Below are 14976 nucleotides of genomic sequence, written 5' to 3'. Positions count from 1 at the left end.
CCTATATTGTTTCAATGGTTTTTACAGGGATTTTCTCTTCAGAGCGCGCTGGCCTAATTTGCTCACGCTCTTGCACAAACACAATGTTGTCATCACTCTTATCTGAGTTTACATAATGCTTAAAGCGTTTTAAGGCTTGCGGATTTTCAATGGTTGTTTTCCATTCACATTGATAGGTTCCAACAACGTACTCCATTTGTTGCTCTAACTCATCGTTAATACCCAAATGATCATCAATCACCACTTTTTGTAAATATGCTAAGCCACCTTCAAGGTTTTCTAGCCAAACAGAGGTTCTTTGTAATCGATCTGCAGTCGCAATGTAAAACATTAAAATACGGTCGATATATTTTATTAATGTGACATCATCAATATCCGTTGCGAACAAATCAGCGTGCCTAGGCTTCATTCCGCCATTACCACAAACGTACAAATTCCAACCTTTGTCTGTTGCAATAACACCGATATCCTTACTTTGTGCTTCTGCACATTCACGAGTACAACCAGAAACCGCCATCTTAATTTTGTGAGGAGAACGAAGCCCCTTGTAACGGTTTTCAACCAGTAGTGCCATTGAAACGCTGTCTTGAACACCGTATCGACACCAGGTAGAGCCAACACACGACTTAACGGTACGTAGTGATTTGCCGTAGGCATGACCTGTTTCTAGACCCGCATCAATTAATGCAGTCCAGATATCAGGTAATTGGTCGACACGGGCACCGAATAAGTCTATACGTTGACCACCCGTTATCTTGGTATAAAGGTTATATTTCTTGGCGACTTCGCCAATGGTAATGAGTTTATCAGGAGTAATTTCTCCTCCTGGTATTCTAGGAACAACGGAATAAGTACCGTCTTTTTGCATGTTCGCTAAGAAAAGATCGTTCGTATCTTGTAAGGGTAAATGTTGTTTTTCTAGTACGTAATCATTCCACACTGAGGCAAGAATAGATCCGGCTGTTGGTTTGCATATTTCACAACCTAAGCCATTACCGTGTTTAGTTAATAGTTCTTCAAAGGTTTTAATTTTTTCTGCTTTAACAATATGATAAAGCTCAGTTCGTGAATAGGCAAAGTGTTCACATAAATCTGTGTTTACTTCTACACCACGTGCAGCAAGTTCATTGTCAGTGACCGTTTTAACTAACGCCGCACAGCCGCCACAACCCGTACTTGCTTTAGTACATTGCTTTATAGTGGCGACATCACATGCGCCTTGCTCTACTGCTGTAACAATGTCACCTCTAGATACGTTGTGACATGAACAGATTATTGCCGTATCAGGCAATGCATCAGCACCTAAAGCAGGCTTATCATCTGACATCGGCAAAATAAGTCCTTCTGGCGCTTCAGGTAAATCAATGCCGTTTAACATGTACTGTAAAAGCGTATCGTACTCACTAGTATCACCCACTAATACAGCACCGAGTAATTTAGTTTTATCTTTGTTTACAACGATTTTTTTATAAACGCCTTCAGGTTGGTTTTCATAGGTATATGCTTGTGATTCAGGTGTTTTGCCGTGTGCATCACCAATTGAACCAACATCTACGCCCATAAGTTTTAACTTGGTGCTCATATCTGCACCAGTAAACGACTCAGTTTGTCCTAGCAAATGACTAGCAGCGACTTTCGCCATTTGATAACCAGGAGCGACCAAACCAAAAATAAAGTTATTCCATAAGGCACACTCACCAATGGCATAAATATCTTCATCAGAAGTGACACATTGATTGTTAATAACAATCCCGCCACGTTCACCCATTGCTAACGCGGAAGTTTTCGCAAGTTCATCATGTGGACGAATACCTGCTGAAAATAAAATCAGGTCGGTATGTAATTCAGTACCGTCACTAAACGCTAATTTATAGCGTGCTTGGTCTGACTTAACGATTTCCGTTGTTGCTTTTTGGGTATGTACTTTAACGCCAAGTGCTTCAATTTTGTCTTTTAATACAGCGCCACCACCTTGGTCGATTTGTACCGCCATCAATTGTGGCGCAAACTCAACAACATGTGTTTCTAAGCCTAACTCTTTTAAGGCATTTGCTGCTTCTAACCCAAGTAGACCACCACCAATGACAACACCAGTTTTGCTCTCGTTAGCACTTACTTGGATGTCTTCTAAGTCCTCTATCGTTCGGTAAACTAAACAATGTGGCTGATCATTACCTTTAATAGGTGGTACAAAGGGGTAAGAACCTGTTGCGAGCACGAGTTTGTCGTAGGTTAACACTTCACCTGTTTGCAATGTGACTTGATTATTCTGGCGGTCAATATTAGTCACTTTTGCGTTGGTTTTTATATCAACTTGCCATTGGTCGTATTCTTCTTTAGTTGTTAAAGAAAGATCTTGTGCCGTCTTCCCTGAGAAATACTCAGATAAGTGGACGCGATCGTAGGCCATTCTTGGCTCAGCCGACAACACAGTGACTTGAAATTTACTTGCACTATCAAGCGTTTCCTGCTGTTTTATCAGCTGTTCAACAAAGTGATGTCCTACCATGCCGTTACCTACGACAAGTATGTTTACTAAAGAAGACATGTTTTACCCTTTTTACCGGTTTATGTTCGACAATTTATTATTATGATTAGACGTAATGAGCGCACTGGCATGCGCCCACAATTTTTAACGATTAAAACTTAGCTTGTAACCACAACCAAAGTTTATCGGTATCAACTTTACCTGTACCTTCATCACCCGCAGAGTAATTGGCATACTTAATACCGCCACTCAAGTAACTAGTTAGTTTGCGAGCATACTGCGCGTTCAATTCACTACCGTAGTTGTCGAATTCAGCATGTGTTTCATCGGCTTTAAAGTCGTGGTAAGCCAATAACCATTTACCGCCCCACACTTTGCCAGCAACTGACACATAGAAATCTTGTAAGCCAACATCAGGTGTCGATAAAAATTGGTCACTCCAACCATTGAATTTGTGTAGCGTGGCCAATGGTGTTTGGAAACCATATTCGCCGCTGTCAGTACCTAAAATTTCGAAGCCAATTTTAGCTGTCACTTTTGAAAACTTATAACCCGCTTCTAACATCATGTATTCTGTAGAATATTCGGTTGTGTCATTTTCGTAATCTTGTTGAGCAAACTCAGCTTGTAGCAATACTGATTCAAAACCACCAGCGTAACGAATACCCCAAGTATCTAACGCGTTGTTTATTGCATTATCAACTTCAAGTAAGTAGCCATAACCTGTAAATTTACCAAACTCAGTTTTATAACTTGCATTAACGAGGTGATCGTTTGATTCAATATCTTTCTCATCAGCAAAGATACGGTTACGCTGATTAATATAGCTGTAGTCAAACTTCCATTTGTCTTGACCAGCTCCAAAGCTAAACGCATCAAATGTTTGCTTGTCTTGGCGCCAACCAACATGACCAACGAAACGATGGTTATCCATCACAATAACTTGTCGACCTAACTTCGCCTTAAAACCATCTTGAACGTACTGAACATAAAGCTGATCAAGCTCAGTTGTCTCTGGATCGGCGACGACAGAATAATCAGGGTTGTTACCTAATGTATCGTTATAGTCATCGATAAGCGCACGAGAATCTTCAACTTCAATCATGCCTGAAAAACCATTGTATTCTTTCGTTTTGAAGTTAAGTAACGTACGTAGTGTCAACGCGTCTGCATTTTTCTTAGCGTTGGCTTGGTCTACGCCTTCATAACGTAAACGAAAATCAGCACTAAATTTGCCAAAATCAGTCTCAGCATAAACCGTTGAAGTTGAAGCAATTAATCCGCCTACGATGAGGGCGAGTTTCTGTTTTTTAAGAGTTTGCTTATTCATGGGTATCCCTTATTAATTATTTTTTATGCGCGTGTTGCACTTTTTTTGTGCAATATCACTTTTATATCATAGTCTTTATGTAAATATTTTGTTGCTAAGCAACCTTTTCTTTAGTTTTACTAGACTTTTCTTTGCTTTCCGGTTGACTAAGCGTTTCAATTTTTCGTTGCTTTTCATATAAGAAACTTAATACCTGAGACCGGTAGTCGTTATACGTTGCATCTTGTGCAAGCTCTACGCGATTTCGTGGTCTAGGTAAATCAACCTGTAAAATTTCACCAATGGTCGCCGCTGGGCCATTAGTCATCATTACGATACGATCTGATAGCAACACGGCTTCATCAACATCATGAGTGATCATAATCACGGTGTTATTGAGTTCAGCCTGTATTTCCATTAATGAATCTTGCATATGCGCACGAGTTAGCGCGTCTAAAGCACCAAATGGTTCATCCATTAAGAGGATTTCTGGTTGCATGGCAAGCGCACGTGCAATACCTACACGTTGCTTCATACCACCAGATATCTCATCAGGCTTTTTATGCATGGCATGACTCATATGAACAAGGTTTAAGTTATGCTCAATCCACTCATGCATTTCAGCCTTATTCATTGTTTTGGCAAAAACTTGCTTAACAGCAAGCTCAACATTTTGATAAGACGTTAACCACGGTAATAAAGAGTGGTTTTGAAATACAACCGCCCTTTCTGGACCCGGTGAATTAACTTCTTTATTGTTGAGCAGTACGCCACCACTTGTTGCTTGATGAATACCTGCAACAATGTTTAGTACGGTAGATTTACCACAACCTGAATGACCTATTAATGAAATAAACTCGCCTTTGCTAATTTGAAGATCAACACCTTGTAGGGCTGTAAAGTCGCCTTTTGGTGTTGGAAACACCATATCAATTTTGCTGATATCTAAAATAATACTCATGTTTGCTTCCTTAAATTAGCGTTTAGCGCTGTCTTTGTCCCAAGACAAGATGCGTTGTAATGACAACATTGAACGGTCGAGCAAGAATCCAATCAAACCAATCACAATCACTGCAGCCATAATTCGACTTAACGACTGCGAGCTACCATTTTGGAATTCATCCCAGACAAACTTTCCTAAACCAGGGTTTTGCGCCAACATCTCCGCTGCTATTAACACCATCCATGCAATACCTATCGACATTCTCATACCGACAAATATTGATGGGACAGCTGCAGGCAACACGATTCGACGGATATGAACCCATGACGGTAAACTTAGGACTTTAGACACATTGACCCAGTCTGCGTTTATTGAAGAAACACCAACTGATGTATTTATTACCATTGGCCATAAGCAACACAGGGTAACCGTGACAAGTGAGACGATGAATGACTTAGCAAACATTGGATCACTTGTTGTATAGACGGCACTTACCACCATAGTGACAAGTGGCAGCCATGCTAGCGGTGACACTGGCTTAAAAATTTGAATAATAGGGTTAATCGCCGTGTTAAGTGACTTACTTAAGCCAATCGCGATCCCTAATGGAATAGCAACAATGGCGGCTAAGATAAAACCACTCAATACGGTTGTTAAACTCGTGAAAATTTGGTCAATGAATGTTTCTTTACCAGTATAAGCACGAGTTTTTGGTTGATAATTTGGATCTTTTGCTACGCGTTCGGCGTTGCGTTTTTCTTGGCGTTCATAAAACGATGTTGCTTTGTCTCGCTCTGCCACATGTTCTTGATACAAGGTACCAAACTGTTCCATCACATGTGATGGCCCAGGAAATTGACCCAGCGATGTTTGAATGTTGCTCGCAGCAATCGCCCAAATCACGAGAAAGCACGCTACACCTATTAAAGGCAACAACACATTTTTCATACTATCATTTGCCATGCTCAATGATTTAAATGAAATACCACTGGTGTTTGACGCTAACTTTTTACTGATTGTAGTCATCGTTTAATCTTCCAAGTCCAATTAAAGTGTCGTGCCCGACTTTAAGCCGATAGAAAATTTATTAATGTATTCATTTGGTTTGGTGCCGTCGTACACGATGCCATCAATAAAGTGGGTTTGTGGATTACGGTAGCCATCTTCATCAAATACAGTAACAAAATCTTCTTTTGTCATTAGCTTGTCGTCGATAAGTGACTTAGCTGCTTTTTTGTAAATGTCAGGACGGTATACTTGTTCAGCAACGTCTTTGTACCAACTATCAGGCTTGTCTTCATGGATTTGCCCCCAACGACGCATTTGCGTTAAATACCAAATTGCATCTGAATAGTATGGATAGGTCGCGTTATAACGGAAGAATACGTTGAAATCAGGAACCGCGCGCTTGTCACCTTTTTCATATTCAAAGGTACCTGTCATTGAGTTAGCTATAACGTCGTAGTCAGCACCTACATAATTTGATTGAGATAAGATTTTCACAGCTTCTGGGCGGTTAGCATTGTTGTTTTCATCTAACCATTTAGCTGCGCGAATGAGTGCACGCGTTAAACGAATGGTTGTATTAGGGTATTTTTCAGCAAATGTTTTGCTAATACCAAAAACTTTCTCTGGGTTGTCTTTCCAGATTTCATAGTCAATTACAACCGGAACACCAATACCTTTAAATACTGCTTGTTGGTTCCAAGGTTCACCTACACAATATCCATAGATCGTGCCGGCTTCTAACGTCGCAGGCATTTGAGGTGGTGGCGTCACTGATAGCAATACTTCAGCATCAAGTTGGCCTGAAGTATCACCTTTGTGCGGCGCATAATATCCTGGGTGAATACCACCAGCGGCTAGCCAGTAACGTAATTCATAGTTATGCGTTGACACTGGAAAAACCATACCCATGTTAAAAGGCTTACCTTGGTCGGCATACTTTTCTACAACGGGTTTAAGTGCATCAGCTTTAATCGGATGGACAGGTTTGCCATCAGCTTGTTTAGGGATATTGACCTTCATTTGTTTCCAAATTTCGTTCGATACCGTAATACCATTACCATTCAAGTCCATTGAAAATGGTGTAATAATTTCAGCTGACGTACCGTAACCGATACTCGCTGCAATAGGTTGACCGGCTAACATGTGGGCGCCATCTAAACGACCATCAATGACACCATCAAGTAGAACTTTCCAGTTGGCTTGTGCTTCAATCGTTACATATAGGCCTTCGTCTTCAAAAAAGCCTTTTTCATAAGCGATAGCAATTGGCGCCATATCTGTTAGTTTAATAAAACCAAACTTTAACTCCTCTTTCTCAGGGTACCCGAGGGCCTGAGCAGTCAAAGATGTAATTGCACTACAACCAATTAGTACTGCGGAACATATAGACTTATTGAACTTTGAAAGTTTTTTAGTAAGCATTGTCATTCTCCAAATAAAAAAGCCCACCACTGTACAAGTCAACACTTGAAGTGACGGGCTACGATGCCAAACTAATTCACACTACGCCTTTGCAGTACTGTTAGTTATTTAATTGTTATGTTGGGGATATCCCCTGCTAATTCGACGCTATTGCCGGACTAGATTGATTACTCTATTTCTAATTTTGTTATTACAAGTTCAGTGCCAAAGACTAAAACCCTTTAAAAACATGCACTTAACTAAATAGTAAAGGAGTTAATTAACAAAACTGCCAGTAGATGATGCAAATTCTACTCTGTTTGCACCAAGCTGGTTCAAATTTATTATTTCTCATGACTAACAAGTACCTGTTCCAAAGCAATTATATTCCGTGCTACGTCTTCAATTGTTTGGCTATTATTCATCGCGGTTTTTCTGATCAGTTGATAGGCTTCATCTTCCGACATGTTGTTTGCTCGCATGAGACTTAATTTTGCTTGTTCAACTGTTTTGACGGAGCCAAGCTTTTGTTTTGTTTTATCAAGATCCTTCTTTAGTTTGTTTAACACTAAAAATCTTGCATGAGCATTAGATAAAATAGAACCAAGCCTATCAATTGGTAATACTTCTTCAATAACACAATTAACGCCTCGTACAGCTAGATGGCCTGGTGATATCGTTGTTTTTTTATCAGAAAAGATTGTAACGGCGAAGGTTTGTCTTGTTGAAAGCTGTTCGATTACAGTTAATACAGAATCATCGACTTGGTCGACAACTAAAATGATGAGCTGAACGCTTTGTGGAATGCTAGAGGCATTAACACTATTTAGTGACATCGCTCCTAGGTTGTTAAAGCCTAAGTTAACAACAGCTTTTTCAACCTGTTGTGCACGATCTTCTGATTGATAAATGACACAAAATGCTAATGGTGAAATTATTGTTTTTGCTTCCATAATGCCCTTTTAAACTACTGATAATTCACTATGCTAAGTTTAAATAAGCTATATTCATGCCATAAAGTTATATCTTTAATTATCAATGATTAACGAATACGTTTTACAGGTTTTAATTTCGAGAGTGCACCAAAACGAGCAGTCAATGAGACACCTTATTGAGGTAACTCAATTTTAAATCGCACGCCTTTGGGGGAGTTTTCAACTGCTATATTGCCATTGAGGTTAGTCGTTAATGCGTTTTGAACCAAGCTTAGCCCCAAGCCTAACTTTTTTAAGTGACGCTTATCCGTAAAGAATGGTTCAAATAATCGTTTACGCGTTATCTCATCAATTCCTTGACCATCATCTTGAAGGTTGATGACAACTAAGTTCTCGTCCGCATGGGCGTTGATATGAATGCGACCAGTTTCTGTAGAACCAAAACCATGGACAATCGTATTATCAATAAGCTCGTTGAAGATTTGCCATAACACTTCTTTTTGTGACGTTATCTTGATGCCATCACACGCTATGGTGACTTCGTGTCCCTCCAAAACCTGTTTCTTTGCATCAATAACATCATTGAGGAAGTCTTCTAAGCTAAATGCCACGTTATCGTTGGTTGCGTCATTAAAGTTTAGTCCCCTAAAAGTGCTCAATAACTCATTGACCCTATCTAAACTTTGGGTAGAAATTTGCGAGAGCTGCTCAATGCTCGTTAAGTAGCTATTAAGTTGCTGCTTAGTGATTTGGTTACTAGTAAAGTCATTACGTAGCGATAAAGTTTTATCATATATGGAGTGAATAGAAAGCTGAGCATTGGTTATAGGGGTACTTATTTCATGGGAAAATCCCGCTACCAGCCGATTAGTTGTTTGTGATTTTTCAGACGAAATTTCAACATGATGAGCCTGACGTTGCTCTTCAATTAACCGACTAAGCTCTTGATTGGCTTGCATAAGCTGCTGTGAACGTGCATCAAGTGTTTGACTTAATGTTTTGTTTTGCTCAAGTATTTGAATGCGATTAAAGTGATTCTCGTAAACTATCGTCGCTAAATAGGCATTTAACTCAATAAATTTTAAGTCTTCTTCACTAGGCTTTTTAGGCTCAGCATAGTAAATCGCGTATGTGCCATAAAGCTTTCCATGAGCGCCTACAATGGGGTGTGACCAACAAGATTGAACACCAGCACTCAAAGCGAGATCTTTATATTGATTCCAGTAAGGGTGAGTATTGATATCTTCAACGATGACCAGCTCTTTGATAAACGCGGCGGTACCACACGAGCCAACACCTGGCCCAATTACAACGCCTTCGAGAGCTTCACAATAAAAATCGGGTAAGCCAACAGAGGCTTTTGGATGTAAACTTTTAGCAACTTCGTTGTACTCTAAAATAGAGCAAAACATATCAGGGTTATAAACACTCGCTTGTTGACAAAGCACATCAAGAATGTTGGTTAGAGGTTCATTTCTCGCAACAAGTCGTAGGACTTCATTTCGCCCTGCCTCAAGTTGTTGCGCTCTTTTCCAATAATCAACTGATGTTTTCATAGATTGTTACCAACATACCGTATTAACTTAGGTTAGCTATTTTTTGCTAATTTTCCATTGAGTTTACTTGCCAACGGTTTTTTAACTGCAGGTAAACCTCGTTATCATTTTCCGATAATTGCTCATACCTTAGCTTTTCAATTGTTTCTTCTGCCAATTCAAGATGCTTAGTTTCATGCTGATCTTTTTCTTTAAGCTTTATAAGCACTTTCAATAAACTGATCCTAAATTTATTGTTTTTAGGCGATAATAATACCGCCTCTTCAAGGCATTTGGCAGACGACATATATCGTGCTTTTTTATAATACTCAACGGCCATCTGATTTAGTTTACGTGGGCTAAATTGCTGTGTTTTGTGCTCAACACGTTGTTCAATATAGCCATTAATTGCGGCGTTATTTAATGAATCATGCTCACTTTGTTTAGCAATAACGTCATAGAGATCTTGCATCTCTTCTTTAAGGCCTAACTCTTGATAAACTTTTACCTTATCAAGGTTATCCTCAACGTCAGCACTAAGACGAACGCTAAAATGGTTTTCAACGATGTTGAGGGCTTTTTCTTCTTGGCCTTGTGCTGTGCAAAGTCTTGCTTTTATTACCCATAATAACTGAGTGATTTTATCATCAGTATCAGCACTATTTTCCATCGTTTTAATGGCTTTTTCGACATCCGAAAATATGCTTGTTGCCTGTGCGTCAGACATAGAATTAGCATAATCTAAACAAGAGCGAATCATATTCAGTTCAAAAACAGGTGATTGATGAATGGAGTTTTTGGCAAACTTAACCATATTTTTGCTGGCTTTATACTGACCGCTAAAGTCGCCATTTAAACGCGCTAACTCATACAGCTTTCTTTGACGTTCTAGGTTTCTTGGAGACAATTCACAAGCTAGTTTTATCTGCTCATAGGCAAGCTCATATCGTTTATTATCAATATAGTATTGCGCCAACAAATCATACGTAGCAAAACGTGTATCAGGCTTTTCAACGAGCGTAGACAATAAATCTTTAATTTCATCTAACTTATTTTGGTTAAGCAATGCATTTACAAAGCCTGTATATACCCAAGAATGTTGGCAAGATTTAAGCAAACTACGATAAAACGTCTCTGCTTCAACAAATTCCCTTAACCTTAAGTACGCCTCCCCTTTGAGACGCAATATATTTAAGAAATACGGTTTAAGCGAACTATCTAGTAACAACCTGTCCGCAAAATATATCGCTTTAGCATAGTTCTTTTTGTCAAACGCTAGAAAGATAGTAAACAATTTTTTCTTTACGCCTAGCGTGTAACGTAACCGCTCTGTTACTTTGCCTTGGCTTAAAGGTTTAGACCAGAAATCGTCAGGCTGTAATTCAATAATTGAATTAACCAAGCTTTCGCTGGTTTCACTACTTAAAAAGATGAGTACGGTACGCTTATCCACATACCCCTTGTCTTTAAGCTCTTCTAGCAGATGGAAACCATCTTTGTCACTTTTTACATTGAATGCACAAATAACAATATGGAAATAGTTCTTCTCACAAAGTTTGACTGCTTTATACGCATTGGTACAGACACTGACTCTTTCAATATTTAAGTCGAGTAATGAAGATTGTAATAGATGATGGACAAACTCATTTTCATCAACAATTAGAACATTGAGTTGATGACTAATCGCCAATTCACTGGCATGGGTGAGTTCCATTTTGACACAGTCCTTATTTTAACTACTAGGTAATTTATGCCTGAAATATTGTCATAATGCAAAGCATAAACTCTTTAATCTAGCTTTTTATAATCAACTGTTAATAAAAGGAAAGTAACCTGTAAAGCCTAAATAAACACTACGAAGTTACCGCTTTTTTAACTTTGTCTTTATAACTTCGACTGACTTTTAGTTCTTTGTCATTTTTCATCACCAAGTAATACTCTCCATTTACTTGAGAGCAAAATTTAGCAATAAAATGTTTGTTTACGATAATTGAACGATGACAACGAATAAATTGACGAGGATCTAAACTCTCTTCTAACTCTTTCATCGTTTTCCGTAAAATATGCGTCGTATCTGTCGTATGAACACACATATAATCGCCTGCTGCATCTATCCACATAATCGATTTAACAGGCACTCTAGATACTTCGCCAGCATCTTTGATTGGTAATATATCCGAATAACTCGGTATGTTATTGATTTCTTCCTTTTCTAAACCTTCAATTAGCTGTTCATAGTTGTTGCCTGTGACATCACTCACGAAATGTAAAAGCTGGTCTTTGTGTTGTTTGTCGATATCAGATTGAATTTTTTGTTGAACTTTATCAATTGCTTGTTTAATTCGGGCTTCATCGGCAGGTTTTAACAAGTAGTCGAGCGCATGCACCTCAAAGGCTTTAAGTGCATATTGATCAAAGGCAGTAACAAAGACAATGTTAGGCAAGCAAATTTGTTGTTGAATCAGGCTTTCTAACACCTCAAAACCGCTCATGCCTGGCATTTGAATATCTAGAAATACTAAATCAGGGGTAAGTTCTTTGATCGTATTAATGGCCTCTCGGCCATTAGAGCATTCAGCAACAATATTAATATCAGAGCGTTTGTTCAGCCTTACGCGAAGGCCTTTACGTGCGAGGGGTTCATCGTCAACAATAATTGTTGTTAACACACTGTCCATTTAACTACCTTTTTGGAATGGAATTCTAATATTAACCTTAACACCTGATGGTGTGTTGTTAGCCACTACTAAAGAGTACCGGTCTTGATATAAGGCTTGGAGGCGCTCTCGGGTATTTGCTAAACCTACGCCATTTTCACGGTGTAAGTTTCCGTTTTTGATTTGTGCTCCAGGGCCATTATCGGCAAGCTCTAGCAGCAAATCATCACCAAATTGACTAACAGTCACTGCTATAGTACCACCGCTTTCCTGTGTAGCAATAGCATATTTAATCGCATTCTCTGCTATTGGTTGAAAAATCATACTAGGCACAAGCGCGTTCTGACAGCCTTCGTCAATATCAATAACAACCCTTAAGCGTTCTTCGAAACGTACCTTCTCAATATCTAAATACAATTCCAGTACTTTTATCTCACTAGAAAGCGTCACCTTCTTCATGGGATCTTTGTCTAAGGTGTAACGCAAAAATTCACTTAACTTCGTTACCATTTTATTAGCACTGTTGTTTTCTTCGACCAATATCAGGGTAGAAATAGCGTTCAATGTATTAAATAAGAAATGCGGGTTAAGTTGATAACGCAACATTTTCAATTGCGCTTGATGAGCAATCGTATTGGCTTTAAGGACATTTTGCTTTTCTTTTTGCAGCATCTGGTAGTATTTGATACCAAAGTACAAACCACTCCAACTTAGAATAATATAAAAAGACCAAACACTGTTTTGGGTGTAGTACAACCAAAAGTCTGGCTCATATCCATGCTTATAAATGGTCCAATAGGTGAAGTTTTTAATCACCTGCCAAATAACGCCAACAATATAGGAACTTATCACGACAACCATCGCTATTTTAAGCGGGCTGAAATTCCATGCACGACGATAAACGTAACGTAATGGAATAGTAATCATCCATCCTGCATAGGCATTTAAAAAGATAATAACGGCAAATATGTCTCTAAGATCATGGAGTAATGATCCTAGGTAATGAACTAATGCAAAACCAAACCATCCAGCGGTATGTAATACCCAGAAAAATCGGTTTCTATCTTCAATTAAAGCTTTCCAATTCACAAATAATTCTCACGTTATGCAACAAGTTAATTATGAGCTAGACATATGAAATCGTCATTACGACTAATCGTGACTTACTGCCTATTTATCGCATTTTTGAATAAAATGATAGGTTGTTATTACAGGTTAACGCAGTTGATTGAAGTGTCTTGTAGCGTATTCGTCGAAACGGTTTTCATCTTTTGCTTTTTTGAGATACCACAATCCATTGATCACGGTGGCAATATTGAAAAGGCTTTCTAGTTGCTTGGCGCATAGGTCTATTGTAGAAAAGCCAGCAGATACCATGAATTGATTATAAAGGCGGATTGTTTCTTCAATATCAGATGATAAATAGCCATTAATGCTTAACATCATCATTAAATCATAAGCAGCAGGCGCTAAACTTGCAGCTTCAAAATCAATAAAAACAAAGCGACCGTCGCTATAGAACACATTATTAGCGTTAAAATCACCATGACAAACAATTGAATGCATATCTAAGCTATCAATAAATAGCGCTTGCTCTAGCACGGTGTGATAGCTAAAAGATTGTTGTTTAGTTAGCAAATCAGGTACATGTAAAGATGTGAGTGCATCGATCATTCGCAATCGCGTAAATTGACTTTCGTCAACATGCTGCTGTGCATCTTGATGAAACGTTGTTAACCCTCGAATAAGCAGGACTAATCGTTTAATTTTGTCCTGCTCAACGTCAAAAAGTAATGGCGCGTCAATAAACGCTTGAACAAATAATTTGCTGTCATGTGCTATTAAGCTTGGCACGTTATCTATGCCACTCAATAAAAAGCTAAGTTCAGTGTTCAAAGCCTTAGTGTTATGAAAGACTTTTACGAAATAGTGATTATATCTAGTTTGACAACGAAAACCTTGTTGACTGTGCCCTCTCCTAATCGCCTGACAAGTAATAACGGGCTCGTTAATCAGCCGTTCAATATCCTGAACTAACTGACGAGACGTGCTATTCATTATTTGTTGCAAGACTCAATTGTTCTGCATTTTGTAGTCGATACATTTTATACCACTGGATAAAACCAAATAAGGCAAAACCAGTATAAAAAACAAAAAGCGCTGCAGTTGGCTGAAGATCTTTCTCAATGTATAAGAATATCGACACTAAATCGATGACCACCCAGTACAACCAGTTTTCGAGTACTCGTTTTACCACTAAATAGGTACCAAATACGGCAAAAACCGTGGTTAGTGCGTCAATAAATGGAAAATCGGTTGGCGTGTATGTTGCCATCAAATAGCCAACTAACATCCCAAGAACAACTAAGCCTGCTATTGCCTTTAAATGAAAACCTAAAGTCATAGTATGAATTGGCAACAAATGGCTAGACTTTTGTTTTGCCTGTTGCCAATTTAACCAACCAATGATTGCCATGGCAAAGTAATATACCTGCAGCACACTGTCCATCCACAAATAAACATCGTAGAAAATAGCGGTATACAATAAGGTTGAAATCAACGCCATTGGCCAGCACCAAATGCTTCCTTTGGCAGCAAAAATCACATATAACAGCGCAGTAATGACAGCGATTAATTCAAGCACTGGCATATTAAGGTAATAATTAAAGGTACTTAAAAAATCCATAGTGATTCAAACTA

General features: G+C 38.7%; 12 protein-coding genes. All 12 read right to left on the bottom strand.

The window, feature by feature from the left end:
* Window position 1: 1 nt before the first annotated feature.
* Entirely contained in the window at window positions 2-2548 is a 2547-nt protein-coding gene (nirB, locus tag QQK02_RS06545; protein WP_284207185.1) for a nitrite reductase large subunit NirB, read from the bottom strand.
* 91 nt (window positions 2549-2639) lie between these two features.
* Window positions 2640-3818: an alginate export family protein gene (locus QQK02_RS06540; RefSeq protein WP_284207184.1), complete on the bottom strand. Its 1179-nt coding sequence runs from the start codon at window positions 3816-3818 to the stop codon at window positions 2640-2642.
* 94 nt (window positions 3819-3912) lie between these two features.
* On the bottom strand, window positions 3913-4758 hold the full coding sequence (locus tag QQK02_RS06535; RefSeq protein WP_284207183.1) for an ABC transporter ATP-binding protein: 846 nt from the start codon (window positions 4756-4758) through the stop codon (window positions 3913-3915).
* Window positions 4759-4773: 15 nt separating this feature from the next.
* Window positions 4774-5703: an ABC transporter permease gene (locus QQK02_RS06530; RefSeq protein ID WP_284207349.1), complete on the bottom strand. Its 930-nt coding sequence runs from the start codon at window positions 5701-5703 to the stop codon at window positions 4774-4776.
* 84 nt (window positions 5704-5787) lie between these two features.
* Window positions 5788-7170: a CmpA/NrtA family ABC transporter substrate-binding protein gene (locus QQK02_RS06525; protein ID WP_284207182.1), complete on the bottom strand. Its 1383-nt coding sequence runs from the start codon at window positions 7168-7170 to the stop codon at window positions 5788-5790.
* Between the two features lie 323 nt (window positions 7171-7493).
* Entirely contained in the window at window positions 7494-8102 is a 609-nt protein-coding gene (locus tag QQK02_RS06520; RefSeq protein ID WP_284207181.1) for an ANTAR domain-containing response regulator, read from the bottom strand.
* 155 nt (window positions 8103-8257) lie between these two features.
* On the bottom strand, window positions 8258-9640 hold the full coding sequence (locus tag QQK02_RS06515) for a sensor histidine kinase (RefSeq protein WP_284207180.1): 1383 nt from the start codon (window positions 9638-9640) through the stop codon (window positions 8258-8260).
* A gap of 46 nt (window positions 9641-9686) precedes the next feature.
* Entirely contained in the window at window positions 9687-11333 is a 1647-nt protein-coding gene (locus QQK02_RS06510; protein ID WP_284207179.1) for a response regulator, read from the bottom strand.
* Between the two features lie 139 nt (window positions 11334-11472).
* On the bottom strand, window positions 11473-12297 hold the full coding sequence (locus tag QQK02_RS06505) for a LytR/AlgR family response regulator transcription factor (RefSeq protein WP_284207178.1): 825 nt from the start codon (window positions 12295-12297) through the stop codon (window positions 11473-11475).
* A complete protein-coding gene (locus QQK02_RS06500; RefSeq protein ID WP_284207177.1) occupies window positions 12298-13365 on the bottom strand; it encodes a sensor histidine kinase in 1068 nt (355 codons plus the stop codon).
* Window positions 13366-13491: 126 nt separating this feature from the next.
* Window positions 13492-14334 (bottom strand): phosphotransferase, encoded by an 843-nt coding sequence (locus QQK02_RS06495; protein WP_284207176.1) that lies wholly within the window; start codon window positions 14332-14334, stop codon window positions 13492-13494.
* The gene (pnuC, locus tag QQK02_RS06490; protein WP_284207175.1) at window positions 14327-14962 is read right to left on the bottom strand and encodes a nicotinamide riboside transporter PnuC; all 636 of its coding nucleotides are present in this window, start codon (window positions 14960-14962) and stop codon (window positions 14327-14329) included. Before pnuC ends, QQK02_RS06495 begins: the two co-directional genes overlap by 8 nt.
* Window positions 14963-14976: the final 14 nt, after the last annotated feature.

The organism is Thalassotalea eurytherma (genome assembly GCF_030161415.1).
Classification (GTDB): Bacteria; Pseudomonadota; Gammaproteobacteria; order Enterobacterales; family Alteromonadaceae; genus Thalassotalea_G; species Thalassotalea_G eurytherma.
The sequence above is the reverse complement of the archived record's forward strand: the minus strand, read 5'-3'. Positions and strand labels throughout refer to the sequence as shown.